Annotated in this window: 27 protein-coding genes; 13 read left to right on the forward strand and 14 right to left on the reverse strand. The window is 71.2% G+C overall.

Annotation, left to right across the window (positions count from 1 at the left end):
• Window positions 1-4 precede the first annotated feature (4 nt).
• Both ACGFIB_RS17825 and ACGFIB_RS17830 read right to left on the reverse strand, forming a co-directional pair.
• Window positions 5-355 carry a hypothetical protein gene (locus tag ACGFIB_RS17825; protein WP_142574174.1) on the reverse strand — a complete coding sequence of 117 codons (351 nt, stop codon included), beginning with the start codon at window positions 353-355 and terminating at the stop codon, window positions 5-7.
• Window positions 356-482: 127 nt separating this feature from the next.
• On the reverse strand, window positions 483-1,511 hold the full coding sequence (locus ACGFIB_RS17830) for an ROK family protein (RefSeq protein ID WP_142574176.1): 1,029 nt from the start codon (window positions 1,509-1,511) through the stop codon (window positions 483-485).
• Window positions 1,512-1,973: 462 nt separating this feature from the next.
• Here ACGFIB_RS17830 and ACGFIB_RS17835 point away from each other — a divergent pair, with 462 nt between their 5' ends.
• Together ACGFIB_RS17835 and ACGFIB_RS17840 are read left to right on the forward strand one after the other, a co-directional pair.
• Window positions 1,974-3,299: a cellulose-binding domain-containing protein gene (locus tag ACGFIB_RS17835; RefSeq protein WP_393373018.1), complete on the forward strand. Its 1,326-nt coding sequence runs from the start codon at window positions 1,974-1,976 to the stop codon at window positions 3,297-3,299.
• A gap of 126 nt (window positions 3,300-3,425) precedes the next feature.
• On the forward strand, window positions 3,426-4,007 hold the full coding sequence (locus tag ACGFIB_RS17840) for a hemerythrin domain-containing protein (RefSeq protein ID WP_357247092.1): 582 nt from the start codon (window positions 3,426-3,428) through the stop codon (window positions 4,005-4,007).
• A 65-nt stretch (window positions 4,008-4,072) separates the two neighbouring features.
• On the opposite strand, the gene ACGFIB_RS17845 is transcribed toward ACGFIB_RS17840, so the two are convergent.
• The 3 genes from ACGFIB_RS17845 to ACGFIB_RS17855 form a co-directional block, all read right to left on the reverse strand.
• On the reverse strand, window positions 4,073-5,272 hold the full coding sequence (locus ACGFIB_RS17845) for a hypothetical protein (RefSeq protein ID WP_191053743.1): 1,200 nt from the start codon (window positions 5,270-5,272) through the stop codon (window positions 4,073-4,075).
• 111 nt (window positions 5,273-5,383) lie between these two features.
• Window positions 5,384-6,058 (reverse strand): DUF6766 family protein, encoded by a 675-nt coding sequence (locus ACGFIB_RS17850; RefSeq protein WP_142574183.1) that lies wholly within the window; start codon window positions 6,056-6,058, stop codon window positions 5,384-5,386.
• A gap of 94 nt (window positions 6,059-6,152) precedes the next feature.
• Window positions 6,153-6,524, reverse strand: a complete 372-nt coding sequence (locus ACGFIB_RS17855; protein ID WP_357247100.1) for a hypothetical protein — start codon at window positions 6,522-6,524, stop codon at window positions 6,153-6,155.
• Between the two features lie 142 nt (window positions 6,525-6,666).
• Between ACGFIB_RS17855 and ACGFIB_RS17860 the strand changes: the two genes are divergently transcribed.
• Complete coding sequence (locus ACGFIB_RS17860; RefSeq protein ID WP_393373022.1) at window positions 6,667-7,080, forward strand: STAS domain-containing protein; 414 nt, start codon at window positions 6,667-6,669, stop codon at window positions 7,078-7,080.
• Between the two features lie 57 nt (window positions 7,081-7,137).
• Here ACGFIB_RS17860 and ACGFIB_RS17865 read toward each other — a convergent pair whose 3' ends face one another.
• Window positions 7,138-8,259 carry an MBL fold metallo-hydrolase gene (locus ACGFIB_RS17865; protein WP_393373025.1) on the reverse strand — a complete coding sequence of 374 codons (1,122 nt, stop codon included), beginning with the start codon at window positions 8,257-8,259 and terminating at the stop codon, window positions 7,138-7,140.
• A gap of 115 nt (window positions 8,260-8,374) precedes the next feature.
• Between ACGFIB_RS17865 and ACGFIB_RS17870 the strand changes: the two genes are divergently transcribed.
• The 3 genes from ACGFIB_RS17870 to ACGFIB_RS17880 all read left to right on the forward strand — a co-directional run bounded on the left by ACGFIB_RS17870 (window position 8,375) and on the right by ACGFIB_RS17880 (window position 12,697).
• Window positions 8,375-9,607: a MurR/RpiR family transcriptional regulator gene (locus ACGFIB_RS17870; protein ID WP_393373028.1), complete on the forward strand. Its 1,233-nt coding sequence runs from the start codon at window positions 8,375-8,377 to the stop codon at window positions 9,605-9,607.
• 185 nt (window positions 9,608-9,792) lie between these two features.
• On the forward strand, window positions 9,793-11,457 hold the full coding sequence (gene hutU / locus ACGFIB_RS17875; RefSeq protein ID WP_393374110.1) for a urocanate hydratase: 1,665 nt from the start codon (window positions 9,793-9,795) through the stop codon (window positions 11,455-11,457).
• Window positions 11,450-12,697: an allantoate amidohydrolase gene (locus ACGFIB_RS17880; protein ID WP_393373031.1), complete on the forward strand. Its 1,248-nt coding sequence runs from the start codon at window positions 11,450-11,452 to the stop codon at window positions 12,695-12,697. Before hutU ends, ACGFIB_RS17880 begins: the two co-directional genes overlap by 8 nt.
• A gap of 56 nt (window positions 12,698-12,753) precedes the next feature.
• On the opposite strand, the gene ACGFIB_RS17885 is transcribed toward ACGFIB_RS17880, so the two are convergent.
• The 5 genes from ACGFIB_RS17885 to ACGFIB_RS17905 form a co-directional block, all read right to left on the reverse strand.
• Complete coding sequence (locus tag ACGFIB_RS17885) at window positions 12,754-13,233, reverse strand: hypothetical protein (RefSeq protein WP_393373034.1); 480 nt, start codon at window positions 13,231-13,233, stop codon at window positions 12,754-12,756.
• Between the two features lie 9 nt (window positions 13,234-13,242).
• The gene (locus tag ACGFIB_RS17890) at window positions 13,243-13,521 is read right to left on the reverse strand and encodes a hypothetical protein (protein WP_393373036.1); all 279 of its coding nucleotides are present in this window, start codon (window positions 13,519-13,521) and stop codon (window positions 13,243-13,245) included.
• Between the two features lie 90 nt (window positions 13,522-13,611).
• Complete coding sequence (locus ACGFIB_RS17895; protein WP_393373040.1) at window positions 13,612-16,029, reverse strand: Tex family protein; 2,418 nt, start codon at window positions 16,027-16,029, stop codon at window positions 13,612-13,614.
• A 143-nt stretch (window positions 16,030-16,172) separates the two neighbouring features.
• Window positions 16,173-16,598, reverse strand: coding sequence for a hypothetical protein (locus ACGFIB_RS17900; RefSeq protein ID WP_393373043.1), 426 nt, complete (start codon window positions 16,596-16,598; stop codon window positions 16,173-16,175).
• 125 nt (window positions 16,599-16,723) lie between these two features.
• On the reverse strand, window positions 16,724-18,472 hold the full coding sequence (locus tag ACGFIB_RS17905; RefSeq protein WP_393373046.1) for a RecQ family ATP-dependent DNA helicase: 1,749 nt from the start codon (window positions 18,470-18,472) through the stop codon (window positions 16,724-16,726).
• Between the two features lie 94 nt (window positions 18,473-18,566).
• On the opposite strand from ACGFIB_RS17905, the gene ACGFIB_RS17910 reads away from it, so the two are divergent.
• The 3 genes from ACGFIB_RS17910 to ACGFIB_RS17920 all read left to right on the forward strand — a co-directional run bounded on the left by ACGFIB_RS17910 (window position 18,567) and on the right by ACGFIB_RS17920 (window position 21,058).
• Window positions 18,567-19,580, forward strand: coding sequence for an NADPH:quinone reductase (locus ACGFIB_RS17910; protein ID WP_393373049.1), 1,014 nt, complete (start codon window positions 18,567-18,569; stop codon window positions 19,578-19,580).
• 66 nt (window positions 19,581-19,646) lie between these two features.
• The gene (locus ACGFIB_RS17915) at window positions 19,647-20,606 is read left to right on the forward strand and encodes a Ppx/GppA phosphatase family protein (RefSeq protein WP_357247130.1); all 960 of its coding nucleotides are present in this window, start codon (window positions 19,647-19,649) and stop codon (window positions 20,604-20,606) included.
• A 119-nt stretch (window positions 20,607-20,725) separates the two neighbouring features.
• Window positions 20,726-21,058, forward strand: coding sequence for a hypothetical protein (locus tag ACGFIB_RS17920; RefSeq protein WP_393373052.1), 333 nt, complete (start codon window positions 20,726-20,728; stop codon window positions 21,056-21,058).
• Window positions 21,059-21,149: 91 nt separating this feature from the next.
• Here the strand turns inward: ACGFIB_RS17920 and ACGFIB_RS17925 are convergent, their stop codons facing one another.
• Window positions 21,150-21,290 carry a hypothetical protein gene (locus ACGFIB_RS17925; protein WP_167748385.1) on the reverse strand — a complete coding sequence of 47 codons (141 nt, stop codon included), beginning with the start codon at window positions 21,288-21,290 and terminating at the stop codon, window positions 21,150-21,152.
• Window positions 21,291-21,420: 130 nt separating this feature from the next.
• On the opposite strand from ACGFIB_RS17925, the gene ACGFIB_RS17930 reads away from it, so the two are divergent.
• Both ACGFIB_RS17930 and ACGFIB_RS17935 read left to right on the forward strand, forming a co-directional pair.
• The gene (locus tag ACGFIB_RS17930) at window positions 21,421-21,921 is read left to right on the forward strand and encodes a metallophosphoesterase family protein (protein WP_393373055.1); all 501 of its coding nucleotides are present in this window, start codon (window positions 21,421-21,423) and stop codon (window positions 21,919-21,921) included.
• Between the two features lie 28 nt (window positions 21,922-21,949).
• Window positions 21,950-22,342: a DUF5709 domain-containing protein gene (locus ACGFIB_RS17935; RefSeq protein ID WP_393373058.1), complete on the forward strand. Its 393-nt coding sequence runs from the start codon at window positions 21,950-21,952 to the stop codon at window positions 22,340-22,342.
• Between the two features lie 306 nt (window positions 22,343-22,648).
• On the opposite strand, the gene ACGFIB_RS17940 is transcribed toward ACGFIB_RS17935, so the two are convergent.
• Window positions 22,649-23,308 (reverse strand): dihydrofolate reductase family protein, encoded by a 660-nt coding sequence (locus ACGFIB_RS17940; protein WP_357247137.1) that lies wholly within the window; start codon window positions 23,306-23,308, stop codon window positions 22,649-22,651.
• 59 nt (window positions 23,309-23,367) lie between these two features.
• Window positions 23,368-24,096, reverse strand: a complete 729-nt coding sequence (locus ACGFIB_RS17945; protein WP_393373062.1) for a helix-turn-helix domain-containing protein — start codon at window positions 24,094-24,096, stop codon at window positions 23,368-23,370.
• A gap of 292 nt (window positions 24,097-24,388) precedes the next feature.
• Here ACGFIB_RS17945 and ACGFIB_RS17950 point away from each other — a divergent pair, with 292 nt between their 5' ends.
• Both ACGFIB_RS17950 and ACGFIB_RS17955 read left to right on the forward strand, forming a co-directional pair.
• Window positions 24,389-24,802, forward strand: a complete 414-nt coding sequence (locus tag ACGFIB_RS17950) for a PH domain-containing protein (protein ID WP_357247142.1) — start codon at window positions 24,389-24,391, stop codon at window positions 24,800-24,802.
• 66 nt (window positions 24,803-24,868) lie between these two features.
• Window positions 24,869-25,285 (forward strand): DUF3592 domain-containing protein, encoded by a 417-nt coding sequence (locus ACGFIB_RS17955; RefSeq protein ID WP_167748386.1) that lies wholly within the window; start codon window positions 24,869-24,871, stop codon window positions 25,283-25,285.
• Window positions 25,286-25,291 lie beyond the last annotated feature (6 nt).

Raw genomic sequence — 25,291 nt, forward strand, 5'->3', positions numbered from 1 at the left:
CCGCTCAGGAGGGCACTTCGGCGCAGACGCTGATGTGGGTGGCGTCGTCGCCCTCGAACTGGAACTCCTCCACCAGGCGCAGCCGGCCGTCCTCGGCCGTCTCGATGCGGCTGGTGCTGCGGCCGCTCGCGCGCTCGCCGGTCTTCAGCAGGTGGACGTAGGACAGCTCGATGCGGTCGGCGTCCCGGGTGCCGACGAACCGCCCGTGGATGACGGTGTCGCCCGTGTAGTGCCCCCAGATGACGCCGCCCGACTCCTCGTACGCGAACTCGGTGGGAGCGTCGGCGTCCACCGCGCTGGCGGTGGAGCTGATCATGACGAAGCGGCGGCCGTTGAGCAGGTCTGTGTCGTTCACGAGTCCGCATCGTGCCGAACCGAACGAGATTCGCAACCCGCTCTGGACGTTCCGTTCACCGGACCCCGGCCGGGCGTGTGATCCGTCCAGATCACCCGCCGTGGCCGGGCCCGATCCTGAACAGGTGTCAGCGGCCGACGATCTCGGTGAGGGCCGCGAGCGCCGCCCCGCGGGCGCCCGCCATGTCGAGGTCCTCGACCAGCGTCACCGTGGCCACCCGCCGCTGCTCCTCGCGCAGCAGGGTGTGCTCGCGGACCTTCTCCAGGAACCACTCGCGGAAGTGCGGGGCCGCCTCGACCACCCCGCCGCCCAGGAAATACGCGTCCGGGTCGCTGAAGTTGGCCGCGATGGTGAACAGCCTGCCGATGGCCATGGCCTGCTGCTCGAAGACCTTGAGCGCGAGCGGGTCGCCGTTCTCGCCGTAGCCGCGCAGCAGCTTGGCGGCCTTCCCGACCTGCTCGACCCCGTGGAGCTCATGGCCGGGGAAGCGGGTCAGCCAGTAGGGCAGCAGGTTCTTCTCGATGCCGGTCAGCGAGGCGACGCTCTCGGCGTCCCCGAGGAAGCCGCAGTTGCACTCGGGTAGCGGCTGGCCGTCCTCCAGCAGGCCCTGCAGGGGGATGTGGACGTGCCCGAGCTCGCCGGCCATCCCTGCGGCGCCCTTCACCACGTGCCCCGACTGGATGACGCCGCCGCCGAGGCCGGTGCCGACGATCGCCGAGACGGACGAGTGCTGCCAGGCGTCCGGCCCGAAGCGTACGTGGTGGGAGTAGAGCGCCGCGGCGTTGCCGTCGTTGTTGTAGACGACCGGCAGCCCCAGCCGGGACTCCAGGGCGCCGCGGAAGTCGAAGCCGAACCAGCCGGGATCGACGAAGTTGGTCGCGCCCTTCGAGGAGATCACACCGTCGGCGCTGGCCGGGCCGGGGGTGTCCAGGCCCACCGCGCGTACGGTGGATCGCGGTGTGCCGGTCAGCTCCAGCACGTTGTCGAGGGCGAGCAGAAGCTGCTCGACCGCGACCTCGGGACCCTCCCGTACGAGGCTGGGGGTCTCGACCAGCCGGTCCACGAGGAATCGCCCTGAGGCGTCGAGAACGGTCGCGTTGTTGCTTGTGCCGCCGTTGTCGAGCCCGACGACGACCCAGGACCCTGCATCTGCCATTGGGGGTTTGTCCTTTGCGTTCGCGCGTGTCAGTGCGAAGACTACGAGAGCCGGGCGCTTGGGGGCACCGGCCGGGACTTCACGGGCAGGGCGCGTGCCGTGCCCGGGCGCGTAGGCGCCCTGGCGTGAGGGCACGCCCGGCCGCCCACGGTGAAAGATTCAGTTCGCCCCGTCGCCCGCGCCCGGCCGTCCGCGGCCCATGTGGTGCCCGTGAGCTGCGCGGGCGTCGTCACCGCTCGGGCGGCGCCGGCCCGGGAGCGACGGCGTCCGTTGACCGGTTCCGCGACCCGGAGAAAACATCTGCGTCCGGGGGCCGCAGCGTCGCGACCCATCTGTCCCAGTGGCCGCGGCCCCGAGCGGGAGCGCCTGACCTCGCCTGTCCGTGATCGTTTCGGGAGGAGGGCGGGACGCGCGAGCCGGGTGGCGTGCCGAACGAGCAGATGCGCAGAAATCGAGGTACGCATGAAGCAGTTCCGTCCCGTCCGAGGGCAGCGCCTCGCCGCCCGCGGTTTTCCGCGCTCTCCGGTGGCGCGCCTGGTCGCGGCCCTGGCCGCGCTGGTCGCCGGCCTCGTGGTCGTGCTGGTGCCCGGCCCCGCAAGCGCGGCTCCCGTCTGCAAGGTGGACTACACGATCAACCAGTGGCCGGGCGGCTTCACCGCTTCGGTGCGGCTCACCAACCTCGGCTCGGCGGTCAGCGCATGGACGCTGCGCTGGACGGCGGACAGCGGCCAGCAGATCACCAACGCCTGGAGCGCCCAGGTCAGCCAGTCGGGCACGAGCGTGACCGCGACCAACGTCAGCTGGAACGGCTCGCTGGCCACGGGCGGCGCCGCCGACTTCGGGTTCCAGGGCACCTGGTCGGGCAGCCTCACGACGCCGTCGGACTGGTCGCTGAACGGCGTGCCGTGCGGCGGCACCTCCTCCCCCTCGCCCTCGCCGTCTCCGTCCCCCTCGCCGTCCCCGTCTCCCTCGCCGACCGTGGACCACTCGCCGTCCCCGTCCCCGTCTCCGTCCCCCTCGCCGTCCCCGTCCCCCTCGCCGTCTCCCTCTCCGTCCCCGTCTCCCTCGCCCAGTCCTTCGGTGACGCCCTCGCCCTCCGGCTGCTCCGGGAGCGGCCTGGTCGTCTGCTCCGGCTTCGAGGACCAGTCGGGCACGCCTTCGGGTGAGTGGCAGGTGACCACCCCGAACTGCTCGGGCACCGGCACCGCCACGATCGACACCGCCACCGTGCACAGCGGCGGCAGGTCGCTGCGGATCAACGGCGGCGGCAACTACTGCAACCACATCTTCGCCGCGAGCACCAAGAACGTGTCCGGCGTCTCGCCCGTGGTCTACGGACGCATGTGGATGCGGCACACGACCGCGCTTCCGACGGGCCACGTCGCGATGATCACGATGTCGGACTCCAGGGACGGCGGCAAGGACCTGCGCATCGGCGGCCAGAACGGCGCGCTGCAGTGGAACCGGGAGTCCGACGACGCCACGCTGCCCGAGCAGAGCCCCTCCGGCGTCGCGCTGAGCACCCCGCTCCCCGTCAACCGCTGGGTCTGCGTGCGCTTCCAGATCGACACCACGCAGCAGGCCATGCGTACGTACCTGGACGACCAGGAGATCGCCGGCCTGCGGGTCGACGGCACGCCGACCACCGACGTGGACTCCCAGTGGCTGCGCCGCTCCACCGCGCCGCGGCCCACGACGTTCCGCCTCGGCTGGGAGAGCTACGGCAGCGACTCGGACACCATCTGGTACGACGACGTGGCACTGGGGTCGAGCCCGATCGGCTGCTGATCAGCGCGCCCCAGGGGTAAGTAGCCGGGTGTCCGCCAAGTGCGGTCAGGCTCGACCGAGGTCCCGTTTCGTCCGGCGCCCGGCCTCCCACAGGAGGCCGGGCGCCGTATCCGAGGGGAGAGGGACATGACCGACGTGCAGCACCCGGTGCCCGAACTGATGAAGGAAGGCGACGTCGTCGACCTGCTCATCCACCAGCACTCGCTGATCAGGGACATGTTCGACGAGGTGGAGCACGCCGCGCCGGGTACGCGCCACGAGCCGTTCCGGCAGCTGGTGCGCATGCTGGCCGTCCACGAGACGGCCGAGGAGGAGATCGTCCACCCCTACACCCGGCTGCGGGTGGACGGGGGAGCGGGCGTGGTGGCCGACCGGCTCAAGGAGGAGCGCGAGGCCAAGAAGATGCTCCGCAGGCTGAACGCGATGGGCCCGGAACACCCCGGCTTCATGGCCGAACTGGACAAGCTGCGGATGGCCGTGCTCACGCACGCGCGGGCCGAGGAACGCTACGAGTTCACCAGGCTCCGGGCCGAGACGACGGCGGCCGAGCGGCGGGCGATGGCGCTCGGCGTCCGGGCCGCCCTGGCGATGGCCCCGACCCGTCCGCACCCGGGGGTGGAGTCGATGACGAGGAACCTGCTGCTGGGTCCGCCTGCGGCGATCATGGATCGGGCGCGCGACCTGATCCGGCAGACGCTGCGCAGGTAGAAGCCTGATCCCCGGCACGGGTCCGTACGCGTACGCGCGCGGACCCGGGCCGGGCCCGGCCGTCCTCAGTGCGTGCGCAGGCTGTAGAGGGGGTGGGTGCCCTCGGTCTCCAAGCGGTACTCCTCGCCCGACTTGGCGCGGTTCTCGGCGATGACGCGCTCGCTGGGCGGTTCTTCCCCGCCCATGAGCTGCTCCTGCCACCGCTGGAACCGCTCGTGGGCCTCCTGGACATATCCGGTGCCCAGGGTCGTGTAGTCGATCTGGGTGGCGAGCAGCTCGCGCAGATACTCCTTGTTCGGCTCGAACGTCACCGGCTTGGGCAACTCCCGGGGCACCGACTGCTCCGGGTCGCGCCCATCGTGCTGGCGGAACATGTCCGCCGCGATCCGCAGGTGCTCCAGCTCCATGTTCAGATGCAGCTCCCAGATCGCCCTGATCCTCGGGTCGGACTCGGTCTCCATGAACGAGTGGTACAGGTAGCACTCGTTGTACTCGTGGTTGAGCCACTGCTCCCACCACGACTCGCTCGGGTCGAGCAGCGACTCGTAGTGCGTGACGTGCTCTTCCTCGATGAGCCCGATCTCCTGGTAGAGCTGCCGCGCGATCGGCTCCATGTACATAGGGCCGACGTTCATGTAGAAGTTCATCGTCTGCTGCTCGGCGGACATGACGGTCAACGCGTGCAGCTTGGAGATCGCCTGCGCGGTCTCCCGGTCGTAGTGCTCCCGGACGTTGTCGACCGGGTGGCGGTGGTGCATCTTCGTCGGCCGGCCCGGCATCACCTCGGTCAGCTGGTCGACGATCTTCTCGGCCTTGCGGTGTTCGATCATCTCGTACAGGTTGGCGTACCGGTACAGGTGGTCGAAGTCCTCCAGCACGCCGAACTGATAAGCCTGCTTGAGATAGGGATCGGGCTCCATCCGAGCCACCCAGGCGGTCAGGTCCACCGCAACCTGCTCGTAGGCGAGGGTCGTCTCCAGCACCGAGGCCAGCCCCGGCAGCAGCCAGTTGACCGCCTTCTGCTGCTGGGCCTCGATGTAGCGCACCTCCGCCAGGCGCTGCCGCACCTCCAGGTCGGGGCAGCGCCTGGCGAAATGATGGCTGAACATGATCGATTCGATCTCGATGCCGTTCATCGTGATGATCCGGCAGCGGGTGTAGGGATCGGCGCGGTCGGGATCGATCGGTGCGACATTCAGCTCGCGCCAGTTGCGTAGCTGCCGGTCCAGCGGGATCCCCCGCTCCTGCAGCGGATTGAACGTCATCTCGGTGCTCCTCCCCACGATTGGCGCAGGGCGTACCCAAAGCACGGAATGCGACAAACGTGGACAGTCGGAGGCTTTGACCGGGATTGTCATCCGGTGGCGTGGGGGTCTTCAGCCGCTGGACGCGGTCTCGGAGTGCGGGTCGCCGACCTTCTTCGACTGCGGCGAGCCCCGCTCACGCAGGAAGATCGCCAGCAGGACCATGGAGGCGACCGCCAGGAACTCCGACTGCCAGTTCTGCAGGGTGCGGTTCCAGAAGTCGGGGGAGGTCACGTAGCCGCCCCAGCCGACCGGGTCCTCCAACTGGGCGAGCTGCTCGGTGTTGTACGCGGCGAGGCCGGCGACCGACTGGGCCAGCCAGGACAGCAGGAAGAGCAGGCCCATCGCGATGCCCAGGGAGTGGCTGAAGACCGTCCTCCGCCAGCCGCCCGCCACGGCCCAGGCGGGGGAGCCGGGGACGGCGTGCGGGCCGACCTTCTGCTCGGCGTCGGACTCCAGGCCCTCCTCATGTCTGTCCTTCGACTCCGGCGAGCCGCGCTGGATCAGCCAGACGGTGATGAGGATGTAGAGGAAGAACTGCAGGTACTCCGACTGCCAGTTCTCGGCGACGTCGACGGCGAAGCTCGACGAGGTGACGTATTCGGCCCACGTGACGGGAGAGCCGCCGTCGGTCACCTGCTCCTTGTTGAAGGCGGCCGCGCCCGCGACCGACTGCCCGGCCAGGCTGGCCAGGAACAGCAGCAGGAAGCACAACGCGAGCGCGTTGTCCCTGACCAGACGCTTCACCGCCGCTACCTCCCCGCCAGGCCGACGACGATCACGTACGTGAGGACCAGCGCGATCGTGATCAGCAGCACCGCGTAGAGCGTGCGCGCACCGTTCACGTCTTCACCTCGCATTCGTACGGCTGCTCCGCGCGGGGCTCGCAGCCCGCGGCCCGCACTCGCCAGCCGTCGGGGAACCGGTGCAGGAAGAGCGTGTCGCCGTCCACTCGCACGCGCGCCTCGTCGCCCCAGACGTCGACACCGCGCACCGCACCGGCCCGCAGCCCGACCGACACGATCTGTTTCTCGCAGTCGTCCAGCGATCGTGCGGCCTCCGGGGCCAGAAGAAGGCACGCCTGCCCTCCCCGGCCTTCTCCGGCCGCGGACAGGAACCGCTCCGCCGTCGAGGTGACAGGGGTGCGCTCAGCCGAGGCGCACCCCATGGTGACCAGCGCGAGGCAGACGACCGCCGTCGCTCGTATGCCCATGGACCGTGACTACCCGGGCGGCGCAAGTGAAACCTGAGCAGAGTTTTCGTTGACGTTGTGGGATTGATCGCCCGCTATGCGTAATATGGGCGAAGCCGGAAGCGGTCCGGATAGGGTCGTCTCTCCCGCGGAGGTGGACCCCTTGCACGACTTCCAGGTGTCGGTGGCGCAGTCGCCTCCCTTCACTCTCGTCACTCTCATTGGCGAACTCGATGTGATCACGGTTCCCGAGCTGCGTGAGAGGGTGGCCCCTCTCCTGGCCCGTCCCGCGACGCGCATCCTGTTCGACGTGGAGAAGCTGCGGTTCATCGACAGCGCCGGCATGAGGGTGCTCATCGACGCCTGTGTCCGCACGCCGCCGAAGGACGGTGACGGCGCCCTCTGCGGGATGAGCCCGCAGATGCGTCACCTGTTCTCGCTGCTCGGCCTGATGTCGCGGTTCACCGTGTATCCGACGCGCGCCGACGCGGTCAGCCATCCGGTGGCCGTGCCCTCCGACACGGCGCACACGGACACGGCGCGCACGGACACGGCGCGCACGGACACGGCGGTATGACGCGGCCCACGCCGGCACGGCCCGGATGAACTGACCGGCCGGCGCGGAACCGGCTCCTCACAGGATCGTCTGCCACCAGCCGTCCACCGGCGGCGGGTCGTCGACCGTGACGCGCTCGCCCGGCCGCGGCACCACGAGACGCACGTCGCGCGCCTTGGCCTCCCGCCACAGGTTGTCGATCGGGTCGTTCCAGGCGTGCGGGGCGAGCGAGAACGTGCCCCAGTGCACCGGCAGCAGCACCCCGGCCCGTACGTCGAGGTGAGTGAGGATCGCCTCCTCGGGCGTCATGTGGATGTCCGGCCAGCCCTTGCTGTAGGCGCCGATCTGGACCACCGACAGATCGAACGGCCCGTAAGTCTCGCCGATCGCGGCGTACCCGTCGAAATAGCCGGAGTCGCCGGTGTAGAAGACCCGCCGACGGTCGCCCGCGATCACCCACGAGGCCCAGAGGGTCTGGTCCCGGCGGAGTCCGCGGCCGGAGAAGTGACGGCCGGGGGTGGCCACGAACCGGAGGCCGGACACCGTGGCCTCCTCGTTCCAGTCGAGTTCGATGATCCGGGACGTGGGCACCCGCCACCGTTCGAGATGAGCGCCGACTCCGAGCGGCACCAGGAACGGCGCGGACTGCGTGCGGGCCAGCACGCGCACCGTGTCCATGTCGAGGTGGTCGTAGTGGTCGTGTGAGATGACGATCGCGTCGAGCTCGGGCAACTGGTACAGCGGCACCGGCGGAGGGTGCAGACGGCGCGGCCCGGTGAACGACGCCGGGGAGCAACGCTCACTCCACACCGGATCGAGCAGCACCCGCCGCCCCTCGATCTCGATCAGCGCCGAGGAGTGGCCGTACCAGACGGCGTCGAGGTCGCCACCCTGGGACGGGCCGGGAGCCATCAGGGGAACGGGCAGGCGGGGCTTGCGCTGCGTCCGTCGGAGGAACTCGCGGGCGACCTGCTGCCTGGTCCCCGGCGGGAGGACGGGACTGGGCGTCGTGTTGCGGAACGCGCCGTCACGGAACTGTTTCGAGCGCCGCACCCGGCTGGCCCGCTCTCCCGACGGCCGCGCTCCCAGCGCGGCGGGAATGTTCCGCACCGCCCACACCGCCGCCGCCAGGGCTGCCGCGCCCGCCACGAGCCCCACGCGACGGCCCAGGTCGCCACTTTTCAAACCACCGGTCTTCAACGGCAATCTCCTTGCTGGGTTCTGCCGATCAGACTAGGCAATCTCCGCACCAGTCGCGCTGGCGGTGCCTTGCCTGTGGACAACGCTCCCTGGAGACTGCATCGTGAATGAAAGTATGCAGACCGAACGGTCCGCCCAGCCCGGCGCGGCCGGGCGAGGCGGGGGGACGATGAACACCGGCCACAACGCGGACGACGGCCTGGCCCGCCACCGCGACGAGCACGACGAGCACGACGAGGACGCCGAGGACGCCGAGGACGCCGAGGACGCCGAGGGTGACGGTCGCGCTGCGGGCGGCGACCGTGACGTCCTCGGTGACCTTGACGGCCTTGACGGCGTTGGTGAGCTCGACGGCGTTGGCGGCCCTGACGGCGACGCCGCTTCGCGCCTGCTGCGGCTGTTCGAGGGGCAGCGGCTGACGCCCGTGCAGCGCAGGATCGCTCATTGCCTCGCGCAGCACGCCGCCGAGGCGCCGTTCCTGTCGAGCATCGAAGTGGCCGAGCTGGCCGGGGTCAGCCAGCCGTCGGTGACCCGCTTCGCGATGGCGCTGGGCTACAGCGGATACCCCGGCCTCCGGCGCAGGTTCCGCGAGCTGGACGTTCGGCCCGGCCGGGGACGGGCCGTAGCCGGCCGGGGCGGGGAGGACACCGGACCGGATGCCGGCGCCTCCGCGCAGGCGGTTGGCCCCCGGCTCTCCGGCGGCGGTGCCGCCGTGCGGGGCGGGGGCCGGCGGGAGGAGGCCGATCCCGGCCTGGATCAGGCGACGGATCCGGGTGGCGATTACCGGCGGGCCGTGCTCGCGGAGATCGAGAACCTGCGCGCCCTCGCCCGGTCGCTCGACGACCCCGGACCCGTCGCCGAGGCCGCCCGCCTGCTCGCCGCCTCGCGGCCGCTGCCGGTGCTGGGCCTGCGGGCCGCCGCGGCCCAGGCCGCCGGGTTCGCCTACTTCGCCGCGAAGATCCATCCCGACGTACGGCCCCTGCACGAGGCGGGGTCACTCTTGGTCGACCGTGTCGAGCAGGCGGCGGCGGCCGGGGCGACGGCTTTGCTGTGCTTCGCCCTGCCGCGCTACCCGGCCGAACTGCTGGACGCCCTCCGCGCCGCCCGCACGGCCGGGCTGGCCGTCGTCACGGTCGCGGACCGGCGGGTGCCGTCTCTCGCCGGTCTGTCGCACGTTCTGCTCACCGCCGAGGTGGGCACGCACCTGGTGTTCGACACGGCGTGCGCACCCATGATGCTCGGCCGGGTGCTGATCGAGGCGATGTGCGACGCACTGCCCGGTGCGCAGGCCCGTCTGGAGGCGTTCGAGGCATCGGCCGCCGCCCGTGGAGTGTTCCTCATTGACTGAATCTATTCATTCACTCAGGATGGATGAGGCTCACTGAATAGGACCATGCGCCGCGGGCGCGGGTGGAAGGAGGGCTCGTGGCCGACGACGGCGCTCACAACGACGGCGCTCACAACGACGGCGCTCACAACGACGGGGCTCCACACGACCGGGCTTCCGGCGACCGGGCTCCCGTTCGAGCTCCCATCCGAGCTCCGCGCGGTGGCACGCTGAACACGCGGGGCTGGCAGCAGGAGGCCGCCCTGCGCATGCTCATGAACAACCTCGATCCCGAGGTCGCCGAGCATCCGGACCGGCTCGTCGTCTACGGCGGCAGCGGCAAGGCGGCCCGCGACTGGCCCTCGTACGACGCGATCGTGCGCGAGCTCACCACCCTGCGGGCCGACGAGACGCTGCTGGTGCAGTCGGGCCGGCCGGTCGGCGTGATGACCACCCACGAGTGGGCCCCCCGGGTGCTCATCGCCAATTCCAATCTCGTCGGCGACTGGGCGACGTGGCCGGAGTTCCGGCGGCTGGAGCAGCTCGGGCTCACGATGTACGGGCAGATGACGGCCGGTTCGTGGATCTACATCGGCACCCAGGGCATCCTGCAGGGGACGTACGAGACGTTCTCGGCGGTCGGGGCCAAGCGGTTCGGCGGCAGTCTCGCCGGAACGATCACGCTCACCGCCGGGCTCGGCGGCATGGGCGGCGCACAGCCGCTCGCGGTCACGATGAACGGCGGCGTGGCGATCTGCGTTGACTGCGACCCGCGCAGCGTCGAGCGCCGCATCGGCCACCGCTACCTCGACGTCCGGGCCGACAGCCTCGACGAGGCGCTGCGCCTGGCGTACGAGGCCAGGGACGCGCGCCGCCCCCTGTCGATCGGGGTCGTGGCCAACGCGGCCGAGGCCCTGCCCGCCCTGCTGGCGGGGGGTGCGGAGATCGACGTCGTGACCGACCAGACGAGCGCGCACGACCCGCTGGCCTACCTGCCGCTGGGCGTCGCGTTCGAGGACATGGCCGCGTTGGCGCGCAAGGACCCCGAGGGCTTCACCCGCCGGGCCCGCGAGTCGATGGCCCGGCACGTCGAGGCGATGGTCGGCTTCCAGGACGCGGGCGCGGAGGTGTTCGACTACGGCAACTCGATCAGAGGCGAGGCGAGCCTCGCCGGGTATGCCCGGGCGTTCGACTTCCCGGGATTCGTGCCGGCCTACATCCGGCCGCTGTTCTGCGAGGGGAAGGGCCCGTTCCGGTGGGCGGCGCTGTCCGGCGACCCGGCCGACATCGCGACGACCGACCGCGCGATCCTCGATCTCTTCCCCGACAACGAGCCGCTGGCCCGGTGGATCAGGATGGCGGGGGAGCGGGTGCGCTTCCAGGGCCTGCCCGCGCGGATCTGCTGGCTGGGGTACGGCGAGCGCGACCGGGCCGGCGAGCGGTTCAACGATCTCGTCGCCTCCGGGGACATCTCCGCGCCCATCGTGATCGGCAGGGACCACCTCGACTGCGGCTCGGTCGCCTCGCCCTACCGCGAGACGGAGGGCATGCTCGACGGCTCCGACGCGATCGCCGACTGGCCGCTGCTCAACGCCATGGTCAACGTCGCCTCCGGCGCGTCCTGGGTGTCGATCCACCACGGCGGCGGGGTCGGCATCGGCCGTTCCATCCACGCCGGGCAGGTCACCGTCGCCGACGGCACGCCGCTGGCGGGTGAGAAGATCCGCCGGGTGCTGACCAACGACCCCGGCATGGGCGTGATCCGGCACGTGGACGCCGGATACGACCGCGCCGCCGAGGTCGCCCATGAGCGGGGCGTACGCGTTCCGATGGCGGAGGCGGAGCCGGCCGGCCCCGGCGCCGATGTCTGAGGGGGCCGCGCCGGTCCTGCCGGAGGAGGTGGCGGACGGCTTCCGCCGGATGTGGCGCGGCCTGCTCCCCGTGGGCCGGTGCGACGCGACGGGCGGATACCGCCGGCACGCCTGGACGGCGGCCGACGCGCAGTGCCGGGCCTGGTTCGCCGAACAGGCTGCGTTGCGCGGCCTGGCATACGAGACCGACCGCAACGGCAACCAGTGGGCCTGGCTGGGCGACCCCACGGCGGGTGACGCCGTGGTGACCGGCTCCCACCTGGACTCGGTGCCCGACGGCGGGGCGTACGACGGCCCGCTGGGCGTGGTGGGAGCGTTCGCCGCGCTCGACGCCCTGCGGGCGCGCGGCGTGCGGCCGGAGCGGCCACTGGCGGTGGTGAACTTCACCGAGGAGGAGGGCGCCAGATTCGGCCTCGCCTGCCTGGGATCGCGGCTGATGACCGGCGCCGTCCGTCCCGAGACGGCGGGGGCGCTGCGCGACGCGGACGGCGTCACCCTGACGACGGCGATGGAGCGGGCGGGACACGACCCGGCGCTCGCCGGGCGTGACGACGAGCGCCTCGCGCGGATCGGCGCGTTCGTGGAACTGCACGTGGAGCAGGGCCGCCACCTCGCCGCCACGCCGCACCCGGTCGGCGTCGCCTCAGCGATCTGGCCGCACGGCCGCTGGCGTTTCGACTTCCGCGGAGAGGCCAACCACGCCGGGACCACCCGGCTGGAGGACCGGCGCGATCCCATGCCGGCGTACGCGGCGGCGGTGCTGGCCGCCCGGGCCAACGCCGAGCGTCTGGGCGCCCTGGCCACCTTCGGCAGGATCAGGGTCGAGCCCAACGGCACCAACGCCATCGCGTCGCTGGTCAGCGCCTGGCTCGACTGCCGGGCGCCGGAGGCCGCCCTGCTGGACAGGCTCGTCGAGGCGACGGCGCGGGCGGCCGAGGGGGCCGAGGTGATCCGGGAGTCCTACACGGCGACCGTGAACTTCGACCTGCCTCTGCGCGACCGCGTCGCGCGCGTCCTCGGCGGCGCGCCCGTGCTGCCCACGGGGGCGGGGCACGATGCGGGCATACTCGCCGGCGAGGTCCCGGCGGCCATGCTGTTCGTGCGCAATCCCACGGGCGTCTCGCACTCGCCGTATGAGCACGCCGAGGAGGCCGACTGCCTCGCCGGGGTCGCCGCCCTCGCCGCCGTCCTGGAGGACCTGCTCACGTCGGTCGGCGACGGTCTCGGCGCGGCTCCCTGAGCGCGCGGACGGCCTCGCCGCGGGTCACGCGGAGGTGGTCGTCAGGACATTCGAGGTCATGGAAGCAGCAACCGGAATCCAAAAATCACGGGGGATTCGCTCCGGGTCTTGGCAAAGCCGTAATCGCCGATCTGTTCGAGCAAAGACAGAAATTCCCGTATTTTCGGGCCTATATGCTTTTTAAGGCTAACAATGCTTGTTTGCCCCCTGATGGGTGACTGGGGGCGTTTGCTGCATCTAGCGTGAGAATCAGGGTCCAGATCCAAGGTTCGATGGATCGATTCGAGCTCCGTGAATTCGGATTTCATCCGCTTTCTCATCACGGAGCCGACGAAGGGATACCCATGTTCAAAGAAGCATTGGCTGCTGCCGTCATGACGGCTTCGGCCCTCGTCGTTCCTGTCGCGATGCAGACGCAGGCCGCCAACGCGGCCGGCACGACCGAGCAGGTCATCCGGCCGTCGACCACGGGGGACTGCCCGGGAGGCAGATGCCGCAGTAGGCACCACTACCGTCACCACCGCCACCACCGTCATCACCGGGAGTTACCGCAGCAGCAGCAGCAACAACAGCAGCAGCAGCGCGGCCGCAGTCAGCAGCAGCAACAACAGCAGCAACAGCAGGGCCGTGGGGGTCAGCAGCAGCAACAGCAGCAGCAACAGCAGTGACCCAATGACCGTCCATCGTGCCTGATCAACCCTGTGCCCCGCGTATCGTTTCGCGGGGCATTTTCCGTCGCCGGCGACGGTGCCCGGCGCACCGAGGGGTCCGGTGCACCCAGGGTCCGGCGGGCGCGGGTCCGGCGCATCGAGGGTCCAGCGCATCGAGGGTCCAGCGCATCGAGGGTCCGGCGGACTCGGGCCCGGCGCACCGAGGGCGGGCGCCGGGCTACAGAGGCCGGAACGGCGGGACCGTCAGCGGGAGCGGCGGTCGCCGGAGCCGGGGTCGGTCAGACCGGCCCGGCGCAGGGCCTCGGCCATGGCCCCTCCCAGCGGCGCGCCGCCCGAGCCCCGGCCGTTGCCGCGGCCCGACCCGCCCCTGCCATCCTGGCTCTGGCCGCCCTGATTCTGACGGGACTGGTTCTGGCGGGACGGGTTCTGCCGCGGCTGGCCGCGCCGTCCGCCCTGCCGGTCGTCACGGGCCGCGCCGTCCGGCCCGCCCTTGCGGCCGCTGTTGCCCGCCGTCTCGGTGTCCAGACGTAGCGTGAGCGAGATGCGCTTGCGCTGGAGGTCCACGTCGAGCACCTTGACCCGGACGACGTCGCCGGACTTGACCACCTCGCGGGGGTCCTTCACGAAGGAGTTGGACATCGCGGAAACGTGGACCAGGCCGTCCTGGTGCACGCCGACGTCGACGAACGCCCCGAACGCGGCGACGTTGGTGACGACGCCCTCCAGGATCATTCCGGGCGACAGGTCGGACGGCTTCTCGACGCCCTCCTTGAAGGTGGCGGTCTTGAACGCCGGGCGGGGGTCGCGGCCCGGCTTCTCCAGTTCCCCGAGGATGTCGGTGACGGTCGGCAGGCCGAAGGTGTCGTCGACGAACTGCGACGGCTTCAGCGAGCGGAGCGCCGAGGTGTTGCCGATCAGCGTGCGCAGGTCGCCCTTGGTGAAGTCGAGGATGCGGCGCACCACCGGGTAGGCCTCCGGGTGCACGCTGGAGGCGTCGAGCGGGTCGTCGCCGCCCGGGATCCGCAGGAAGCCCGCGCACTGCTCGAACGCCTTCGGGCCGAGCCGCGGCACATCTTTCAGCCCCGTGCGTGAGCGGAACGGGCCGTTGGCGTCGCGGTGCGCGACGATGTTCTCCGCCAGCCCGGCGCTGATGCCGGAGACCCGGGTCAGCAGCGGAGGGGAGGCGGTGTTGACGTCCACACCCACCGCGTTCACGCAGTCCTCCACCACCGCGTCGAGCGAGCGCGACAGCTTCACCTCGGACATGTCGTGCTGGTACTGGCCGACGCCGATGGACTTCGGGTCGATCTTGACCAGTTCGGCCAGCGGGTCCTGCAGGCGCCGGGCGATCGACACCGCGCCGCGCAGCGAGACGTCCAGGCCGGGCAGCTCCTGCGAGGCGTAGGCCGACGCGGAGTACACCGAGGCCCCGGCCTCCGAGACAACGATCTTGGTCAGGTGCGGCATGTGCTTGACCAGCTCACCGGCGAGCTTGTCGGTCTCCCGCGACGCGGTGCCGTTGCCGATGGCGATCAACTCCACGTCGTGCGCGGTCGCCAGCCGGGCCAGCACCGCGAGCGACTGGTCCCACTGCCGCCTGGGCTCGTGCGGATAGATCGTCTCGGTCGCCACGACCTTGCCGGTGCCGTCCACGACCGCGACCTTGACGCCGGTGCGCAGCCCCGGGTCGAGACCCATGGTCGGCCTCGTCCCGGCGGGGGCGGCCAGCAGCAGGTCGCGCAGGTTGGTCGCGAACACGCGCACGGCCTCCTCCTCGGCCGCCTGCCACAACCGGGTGCGCAGGTCGATGCCCAGGTGCACGAGAACGCGGGTCCGCCAGGCCCAGCGGACGGTGTCGAGCAGCCACCTGTCGGCCGGACGGCCGAGGTCGGCGACGCCGAAGCGCCGCGCGATCCGCGCCTCGTAGTCGTTCGGCTCCTCGGCCTCCGGGTCGAGGGTGAGCGTGAGCACCTCCTCCTTCTCGCCCCGGAACATCGCGAGGATGCGGTGCGAGGGCAGGCGGGTGAAGGGCTCGGAGAAGTCGAAGTAGTCGGAGAACTTGGCCCCGGACTCCTGCTTGTCCTCCCGCACCTGGGAGATCAGCCGCCCGCGGGACCACATCCGCTCCCGCAGGTCGCCGATGAGGTCGGCGTCCTCGGCGAAACGCTCGACCAGAATGGCCCTGGCGCCCTCCAGCGCGGCGGCGGCGTCGGCCACGCCCTCGCGCACGTATCCCTCGGCGGTCGCCTGGGGGTCCAGCGACGGGTCGGCGAGCAGCGCGTCCGCCAGCGGCTCCAGCCCCAGCTCCCTGGCGATCTGCGCCTTCGTGCGGCGCTTGGGCTTGAAGGGCAGGTAGATGTCCTCCAGCCGTGCCTTCGAGTCGGCCTCCATGATCCGCGCTTCCAGGGCCTCGTCGAGCTTGCCCTGCGAGCGGATCGAGTCGAGGATGGCGGCCCGCCGCTCCTCCAGCTCGCGCAGGTAGCGCAGCCGCTCCTCCAGCGTGCGCAGCTGGGCGTCGTCGAGCGCGCCCGTGGCCTCCTTGCGGTAGCGGGCGATGAACGGCACCGTCGACCCGCCGTCGAGCAGGTCGACGGCCGCGGTGACCTGACTCTCGCGCACGCCGAGTTCTTCGGCGATCCGCTGCTGAATGGACGTCGTCACGATCCTGATCCGCCTTCTTCCGAGTCCGGCCTCTCCGGGGGCCGCCCTCTCCGGGGGCTCTCATTCTGCCGGATCCGCCGGGCCCCCTCACTCGGCCTGTGGACAACCGGTGCGCGAGCCCGAGGCCGGCCGCCACCGCCATCTCAGCGGACGTGGAGCTGCTCGTACAGGCCGGCGCCGGCCAGCAGCAGGAGCGCGAGGGTGAGCAGCGCGGGTGACGCGAACGGCGCGCCCCGTGCGGGCACCTCGCCGGCCGGGGCGTTCAGCGGGGCGTCGAGCGGGGCGTCGAGCGGTGTGTCGAGCGGTGTGTCCAGCGGGGGCCGGCCCAGCGTGATCTTCGGACGGTGGGCCAGGTAGCCGGTGGAGAACGTGGTCACGGTGCCGCAGCCGCATGCAGGGCAGGTCATCCCGGACCAGGGTGGCTGGACGGCCACGTCGTCCCGGGTCCACATCACGACGTCGACGCCCTGCTCGTCGCGCGCACGGTGGACGACGTACTCCTCCTCCCAGACGCGCAGGCAGTGCAGGCACTCGAACGGCCAGGCCTCCCTGCTGATTGTCTCCCGCACCGATATCACCCCCGAACTCACGACCTCCGCCTATGAGTCTCAACGCGGGATGAAACTACTGCAAGTGGTGCTAAGGACACGATCGGTAATTATTGCCCAGCGGGTCGGGTGCTTCTCATGCTCCGTCAGACCACTTCGAGCAGCTCGCCGACCACGCCGAGCGCCAGCGTCTTGTAGCCCACGGAGTCGAACAGCACCGTGATGCGGTCCTGTTCGCGGCTCATCACGATCCCGTGCCCCCACTCGGTGTGCCGTACGTCCGCGTGCATGGGGAACCGCTCGTCACCGGTCTCCGGCGGGGTCGCCATACCCGAGCGGCAGGTGTCGCAGTCGCCGCACGACCGCTCGTACGGCTCGCCGAAATACTCCAGCAGGAAGCGGCGCCGGCAGCCGGTCGTCTCCGCGTAGCCGCGCATCATCTCCAGCCGGGAGTCCTCTATCCGGTGCCGGAGATCGTCGATCTCCACGGCGCGGGCGGCGGCCTCGTCCGGCGGCGGGCCGTCCGGCGCGTAACGCAGGGCGCCGCCGTGGGTCACCTCGACCGCGCCCGCCCGTTCGAGCAGGTTGACATGCGAGGTCAGCCTGGTGGCGCCGATGTCGAGGAGCTCGCGCAGGTCGGCGGCGGCCACCTCCCCGCCGTGCTCGTGGACCAGCGTCGCGACCCGCCGCATCAGGGCCTCGTCCGCGCGGCCCGCGGCGAAGAACCTGCGCAGCCCCAGATCCTCGGGCCGGTAGAACAGCACGGTGTCGGCAGGGTTGCCGTCCCGGCCCGCCCGGCCGATCTCCTGGTAGTACGCGTCGAGCGACTCGGGGGGCGTGGCGTGCAGCACGTAGCGCACGTCGTGCTTGTCGATGCCCATCCCGAAGGCCGAGGTCGCCACGACGGTGTCGAGGTCGTCGTCCTGGAACCGCTCGTGGATGTGGCGGCGTTCCTTCGCCTTCATCCCCGCGTGGTACGCCTCGGCCCGGCGGCCGCGCTCCTTCAGCAGGCCGGCGTACTCCTCGGCCTGGCGCCGCGTCGCCACGTAGATCAGCCCGACGCCGTCGAGCCCCGCGGCGTGGTCGGCCAGGGCCCTGCGCTTGTCGTCGTCGCTCGTGAACCGGTGGACCTCGAGATGGAGGTTGGGCCGGTCGAATCCCCGCACGATCTGCTGGGCCCCGATCAGGCCGAGCGACTCGACGATCTCCTCGCGCACGGTCGGCGCGGCCGTGGCCGTCATCGCGATCACCGGGGGATGGCCCAGACGCTCGATGACCTTGCCGAGCCGCAGGTACTCCGGCCGGAAGTCGTGACCCCAGGCGGACACGCAGTGCGCCTCGTCCACGGCGATCAGGGAGGGCCGGGCCTGGGCCAGCCGCTCGACCACCTCGGGCTTGGCGAGCTGCTCCGGCGACAGGAACACGTACTCGGCGTCGCCCGCCGTGACCTGGTCGAGCCCCGCCTCGACCGAGCCGGCCGAGTTGACCGCCACCGCGCCTGCGGCCCCCGCCTTCAGCAGGCCCATGACCTGGTCGCGCTGCAGGGCGATGAGCGGCGAGACGACGACCGTCGGGCCCTCCAAGAGCAACCCGGGCACCTGGTAGACGGCCGACTTGCCGCCGCCGGTCGGCATCACCAGCAGCACGTCGCGCCCCGCGAGCAGGAGCTCCATCGCCTCCTGCTGGCCCGGGCGCAGCTGCTGCCAGCCGAAGGCCTCCCTGGCCGTGGCCCGCAGGCGCCTGCCTCTGCGTCCGAAACGCCGGCCGAAACGGCCCCCCGCCCAGCCACTGGCCCAGCTTCCCGACCAGTCCCTCGACCAGCCGCCTCCCGTACCGCCGAGCCTGTCACCGGCCCTTCCGCCGGACAGGCCTCCGTACCTCTGCCTGACGCTCATTCCACCGCACCCCCTCGCCCGATCGGCCTGCAACTACCCGAGCGAAAAGAGCCGAACCGGAATAGTGTCACGGGCCCGGCGGCTTGCAGCCGGTATGAGAGCGATCGTGTATTCCGAGACCGGTGACAGCGGCGTCCTGCGCCTGACCGACCGGCCGGTGCCCGAGCCGGGGCCCGGAGAGGTACGCGTGCGGGTGGTGCGCTCGGGCGTCAACCCGACCGACTGGAAGTCGCGGCGCGGCGCGTTGAGCCATCCGGAGGCCGTGCCCAACCAGGACGGCGCCGGAATCGTGGACGCCGCCGGGCCCGGCGTGACAGGAGTGGCCGCGGGAGACCGGGTGTGGCTGTGGGAGGCCGCCTGGGGGCGGCCGGACGGCACCGCCCAGGAGTATGTCGTCCTGCCCGAGCGGCAGGTCGTGCCGCTGCCGCACGGAGCCTCCCTCGACCTCGGCGCGAGCCTCGGCATCCCCGCGCTGACCGCGCATCGCTGCCTGACCGTGGCCGGGGGCGGGCCGGACCGGCTCGCCCCCGGGGCCCTCGACGGCAGGACCGTCCTGGTCGCGGGCGGCGCCGGGGCCGTGGGCAACGCAGCGATCCAGCTCGCCCGCTGGGCCGGGGCGGCCGTGGTGGCCACGGTCAGCGGGCCGGAGAAGGCGGCGCTGGCCCGGGCCGCGGGGGCGCACCACGTGGTGAACTACCGCACCGGGGATCCGGCGGCGCAGATCCGCGCCGTGGCCCCGGAGGGCGCCGACATCGTGGTGGAGGTCGCGCCGGGGCCCAACGCCGTCCTGGACAGGGCGGTCACCGCGCCGCAGGGAGTCGTCGCGGTGTACGCGAACAACGGGGGAGACGACGTCGCGCTGTCGGTGCGGGAGCTGTTCACCCGCAACATCCGCTACCAATTCGTGCTCGTCTACACGGTTCCCGAGGCCGTGAAGGACGCCGCGGTCGCCGACGTGCGCGCGGCGGTCGCGGCGGGGGCGCTGCGGGTGGGGGAGGAGGCCGGGCTGCCCCTCCACCACTTCCCGCTGGAGCGTACGGCGGACGCCCACGACGCGGTCGAGTCGGGTGCGGTCGGCAAGGTGCTCGTGGACGTCGCACCCGAGTGAGCCCCCTGCGAGTCCGGGGGTCGAGAGACGATGGAACCTTTCCCCGCGGGCGGTAGCGTCGGGGGCATGCGACTCGGAGTCCTGGACGTCGGTTCCAACACGGTGCACCTGCTGGTGATGGACGCGCATCAGGGTGCCCGGCCTCTGCCCGCCTACTCCCACAAGGAGGAGCTGCGGCTGGCCGAGCATCTCGTCGACGGCGACAGGCTCGGCGAGGAGGGCGCGGCCCGGCTCGGCGCCTTCGTGCGCGAAGCGGCCCGCATCGCCGAGGACAAGGGCGTGGAGGACCTGATCGCCTTCGCCACCTCGGCGGTCCGCGACGCGGTCAACGGAGAGGACGTGCTGGCCCAGATCAAGGCCGACACCCGGGTCGACATCCAGGTGCTGTCGGGGGACGACGAGGCCAGGCTGACATTCCTGGCCGTCCGCCGCTGGTTCGGCTGGTCCTCGGGGCGGCTCCTGGTGGCCGACATCGGGGGCGGGTCGCTGGAGATCGCCTCCGGCATCGACGAGGAGCCCGACGTCGCCGTCTCCCTCCCGCTCGGCGCCGGACGGCTCACCCGCGACTGGTTCACCGCCGACCCGCCCGATCCCGAAGAGGTCCGCGCGCTGCGAAGGCACGTACGCACCGAGATCGCGCGGACGGTCGGGACGATCGCCAGGTACGGCAGGCAGGACCACGCGGTCGCCACGTCCAAGACCTTCCGCCAGCTCGCGCGCATCGCGGGGGCGGCGTCGTCCGACGAGGGCCCGTACGTCAGGCGGGTGCTGACGCACGAGGACGTGGTCGAGTGGACGGCCCGGCTGGCCACGATGCCGGCGGCCCGCCGGGCGGAGCTTCCCGGCGTGTCCGCGGGGCGGGCCGCGCAGCTTCTCGCCGGCGCGGTCGTCGCGGACGCCGCGATGGACCTGTTCGAGCTGCCGGTGCTGGAGATCTGCCCGTGGGCGCTGCGGGAGGGCGTGATCCTGCGCAGGCTCGACGGCCTGCCCATGGGTCGGTCCCGCTGGCCAATCAGTAAGGTATGAAGGTCATCCAAACGGGGCAAGGCACCAACAACCGGCAATTTTCGTTCCTCTACGTGGCAGGTGATCTTCCGCCGGCCACCGGAGTGCCGTAATCGGGGTCGACCTCTGGAGGAATCTCAATGGTGGAGCTGCTGGGAGCCGTGGTCTCCCTGGCGGCGGTGGCGGCGCTGGTGCTCGGAGCCGTGGTGGTCATCGCGATCGCCACCCTCATCTGGCTGGGTGCGATGGCGGTGGGCACCGGGCGCGAGTCCTACGGGCGGGTGGCACCCGTCCCGGCGGGCGCGGACGCTTCCGGGAAAGAACCCGTCAGTGCGTCCGGCAGAGCGCCCGTCAGCGGTTCCGGGAGACCGTCCGTCAACGCGTCCGGCAACGGACACGTGAGCGGGCGCACCGCGGGCCGGGGCGTGGACCGGCAGGTCCGGACCATCGCCGCCTCCGCGCGTCGCGCGTAGCGAGGCCCACGCCGCCGTCAGCGTCCCCGTCAGGTCCTTCCTGGCGGGGACACCGTCGGTCCGGGGCGCGTCGCCCCCGGCCGGGCCGCCGTCAGCGGCTCTCCCTGCTCTGGCCGGACAGCGTCTTGACCAGCTCGGTCAGGTGGGCGACCTGAGTCTCCAGCCCGCGTACGCGTGCCTCGAGCTGGGACAGGGTGAGGGCCTGGTAGCCGTCGGCGATCTGCCTGCTCATCGTTCCTCCCGAGCGGGACCGGCCGGGGGAGGCCGGTTAGGGGTGCAGGGCATGGGGGTGGTGCGGGCCCTGAATCCCTATTCCCCGAATATGTGATTTGGCACCTGTCTTTCGCGGGGAAGATGGGACGGTGAAGGTCGTCGTGCTCGCGGACACCCACGCCCCCCGGCGCTGGAAGTCCTGCCCGCCCGCGGTCGCCGAGCACCTGCGGGGGGCGGACCTGATCCTGCACGTCGGCGACGTCTGCACCGCCGACGTGCTGGTGGAGCTGTCCGCGTACGCTCCGGTCCACGCGGTGCTCGGCAACAACGACGGCCCGGACGTCGCGGCCTGGGGCGCCCCCGAGACGCTCGAACTCGACCTCGGCGGGCTCCGGGTGGCGATGATCCACGACAGCGGACAGGCCGCCGGACGGACCGCGCGGATGCGGCGCCGCTTTCCCGAGGCCGGCCTGGTCGTCTTCGGCCACTCGCACATTCCCATGGATCTGACCGGCGACGGGGTGCGGGTGTTCAACCCCGGCTCGCCCACCGACCGCCGCCGCCAGCCGTACGGCACCATCGGAATACTCGACGTCGAGCGCGGCGTGCTGCGGCGAGCCGAGATCGTCCCCGTCACCCGGCCTGCCTAAGGGTCGTGCGGCGGGGCATGGGGCCGGTATGCGACAGAACAGACCAGAGCCCGACCCACGTTCTCGGTTCGAGGACGAGGGCATTCCGGACCTGCAGGAAGGCACGCCCGAGCAGCAGTGGGCCGAGGACCCGCAGGAGATGCCGCTGCCCGGCGACCGGCCCCTGGGCCTCGACGAGTACGGCACCACGCCCAACGAGATGCGCGAGGGCGAGTCCCTCGGCCGTCGCCTGTCCCGCGAGGTCCCCGAGGAGGACGTCCGGTCCGGCACGGAGGCCGACCGGGCCGGCCGGCTCGTCGATCCGGACGGCGGCATGGGCGTGGACACCGAAAAGGACATGATCGCCGAGGATGTGGGGCCGGACCTCGGCGGCTACACGGCGGAAGAGCAGGCGATGCACGTGGAGGACGAGACGCCCTAGGACGACCCCTCTTGATCACGACCACATCAGCTCTATGGCCCATACGGAGTCGAGATCAGAGGGATCCGGCTACACAGTGGTTCCGGTCCTGGTAGGCCATCGCCATGGCCCGCTCAGGGCTCAGCTGTACCACGCGGTCGAGCAGGCGGACGCCGTGCCGCACGGACGGGAAGGTGGTCCAGGACTCTCGCCGACGCCGGATACGGACGGCTCTCCCCGATCCGACCCACCGGGGCTCCGCCGTACGGCGGAGCCCCTTCGCTCTGGCCGGCGATCACCATCCCGAAGCCCGGTCGGACACCGGTGTCAGCCGAGGACCGTCGCCGAGCGCCCCTCGTCCACGGTGTACGCACCCGCGGAGATCGCGCCGAGACTCGCAGGGGTGAGGGTCAGTGAGACGACGCCGCCGGGCAGTACGCGGGAGTTCTCGTCCACGGTCGTGAACGTCGCGGGGGTCGATCCGCCCGGGAACAGGCGCTTGCCCGTCCCGACGACGACTGGGTACTGGAGCAGCCGGTAGAGGTCGACAAGTCCTGCCTGATGCAGTGTCTGCACCAGCTTCCAGCTTCCGTGAACCTGGAGTTCCCTGCCGCGAAGCTCCTTGAGCCGGCGTACCTCGTCGACCAGTTCACCGCGCAGGACGGTCGTCGGGCTCCAGTCGGCTTCCTCGTCGGTCAGCGTGGAGCTGACGACATACTTCGGCAGCGTGTTGAGCTTGGTGGCGATCAGATCGTCTGGTTCGGTGACCTTCGGCCAATACCCACCGAGCAGATTGAAGCTCGTGCGGCCAAAGAGGAAGGCGTCGGCCTCACGGAACCAGCTCTCGACAACCTCGTTCGTGTGCGCCGAGGCGTGCGGAACGAGCCACCCGCCGCGGTCGAAGCCGTCGGAGCGGTCCTCGTCGGGGGCTCCTGGCCCTTGCATGACGCCGTCGAGACTGATGAAGATGTTGACGCTGAGCAGCACGATTCTCCCCCGGAAATCGGGTAGCGGACAGCCGGCCATGGCTGACCGGCAGGCAGACGCTAGCTTCCGGGCCCAGGGTGGGTCTTGTACAGGAACGACATCGAGGCTTGGTCGCCCTCCCGCAGTTCGCGCGCGGTGCGCCCTACGTAGCGACGTAGCGAACGTGCGAGGTGGGCCTGGTCGAAGTAGCCGAGCGCCTCGACGACCGCGCGCCAATCGTGGCCGTCGCGCAGCATCGTGGCCGCGGCGTTCGCGCGGTCGATCTGCGTCACGGCGGTCTGCGACAGTCCAGTGATCGCGCGGTATCGACGCTGAAGGGTACGCGGGGTCGGGCCGGCCTTGGCAGGCCCGGCGACGTGCTCCTCGTCCCGGAGGCGCGATCGCACCAGCAGATCCGCGTCCAGCAGTCGCCGGATGAAGCATTCGACGTTCTCGTACGTCGGCGCCTCCCAGTCCTCGCCGCCGATGACGACTCTGCCCGAGTCCGTCACGGGGAACGGCACGTACCCGTTGACGATCGAGGCTGCCGGATGCGGCCGAAGAGCCGCACCGAGCGTGAATCGGACCCCGAGGAACTCGGTGTACGGCGGGACCGGTGCGGTGGTCGCCCTCGTCTCCGGCCCGCGCAGGCTGGCGAGCAGGCATTCCTGCGTCCGTGAAAGGATCAGCTGCCAGCAGGTACGCGCTGCGGACGTCATCGTGTCATCGGCGCCGCTGCGGGTGCGCCACACGCGGTCGACGATGCTCACGTCGATCTCGGTGTCGCGATGCTCGAACCGCAGGGCCATGGTCTTCTCGGCTTCAGAGTCTGCTCAGGGTGCCGCTCAAGGATAAAGACCCTCGTCAGAGATCTGAATCGAGGGCCCTTCGAGGATCGCCCGGGCCCACAGCACGTGCGGTCGGCGGCAAGGTGGATCTTGCCGGCGGGACGCCACGGGACGGGACGATACGGGACGCGACGCCACTGACGCGACGCCACGGGGAACGGCGGCGGCGGCCGTGCGGCCGGGCCGCCGCCGCCCGGCGTGGGGGGCCGGGAAAGAAGCCGCGAGAGGTCCTCGCATTCGTTACGCTGCCCCGATGGCGGAAGTTGAGGAGCCGCGGCACGAATGGCGGGTGCCGCGCAGGATCGTTGCGCTGAAGGCCGCCGGCACGATGCTGTGCGGTGTGCTGGCGATCGCCGGTGACGGCCCACAGCTCTTCCTCGCCGGCGTGGCCACCGTGGGCTTCGGCCTGCTGACCGGCCGCGACCTGGTCGCGCCGGTGCGGCTCGCGGCGGGGCAGGACGGGCTCGTCGTCACCGGGTTCTCCGGCCGGGAACGCATCTCCTGGAACGACGTGGACCGCATCCGGGTGGACTCCCATCGCCGCTATGGCCTGACGACCGAGCTGCTGGAGATCGACGCCGGCGAGCAGATCCACCTGTTCAGCCGTTTCGACCTCGGCGAGCCGGTCGTCGACGTGGCCGAGATGCTCATGCGGATGCGCCCCTGATCCGTGCGCGTCGCGGTTCGGGAACGATGCAAGCCGATCGCAAGCGCGGGGCCCTAGGGTCCGATCGTGTCACAAACCGCTCTCATCACACTGATCCTCTCGGGTCTCGGGCTGGTCTTCGGCCTCATCGGCGGCGGCATCACCATGAACGCCCGGGAGTTCCGGCGCAGGGCGCAGCGCACCCGCGGCCTGGTCGTCGGGCTGCGGGCGAGCCGGTCCGACGACGGGACCTCTTACTACCCGACCATTCGTTTCACGACCGTGTACGGCCAGCAGGTCGAGGCCGAGACCACCTACGGGAGCAATCCGCCGCCCGCGCGGCCGGGTGAGGAGGTCGCGGTGCTGTACGACCCGGCCAGGCCGACGCGTATCCGCCTCGACAGCGCGGCCGGGAGCGGCGCGCTTCTCGGCGGCATCTTCCTGGCGGTCGGCGTCGCCCTGTTCACCGCGGGGGCGGGGGTGGTGCTGGTCCAGACGTTCTGAGCCCAG

Source organism: Microbispora bryophytorum (genome assembly GCF_043197435.1).
Classification (GTDB): Bacteria; Actinomycetota; Actinomycetes; order Streptosporangiales; family Streptosporangiaceae; genus Microbispora; species Microbispora bryophytorum.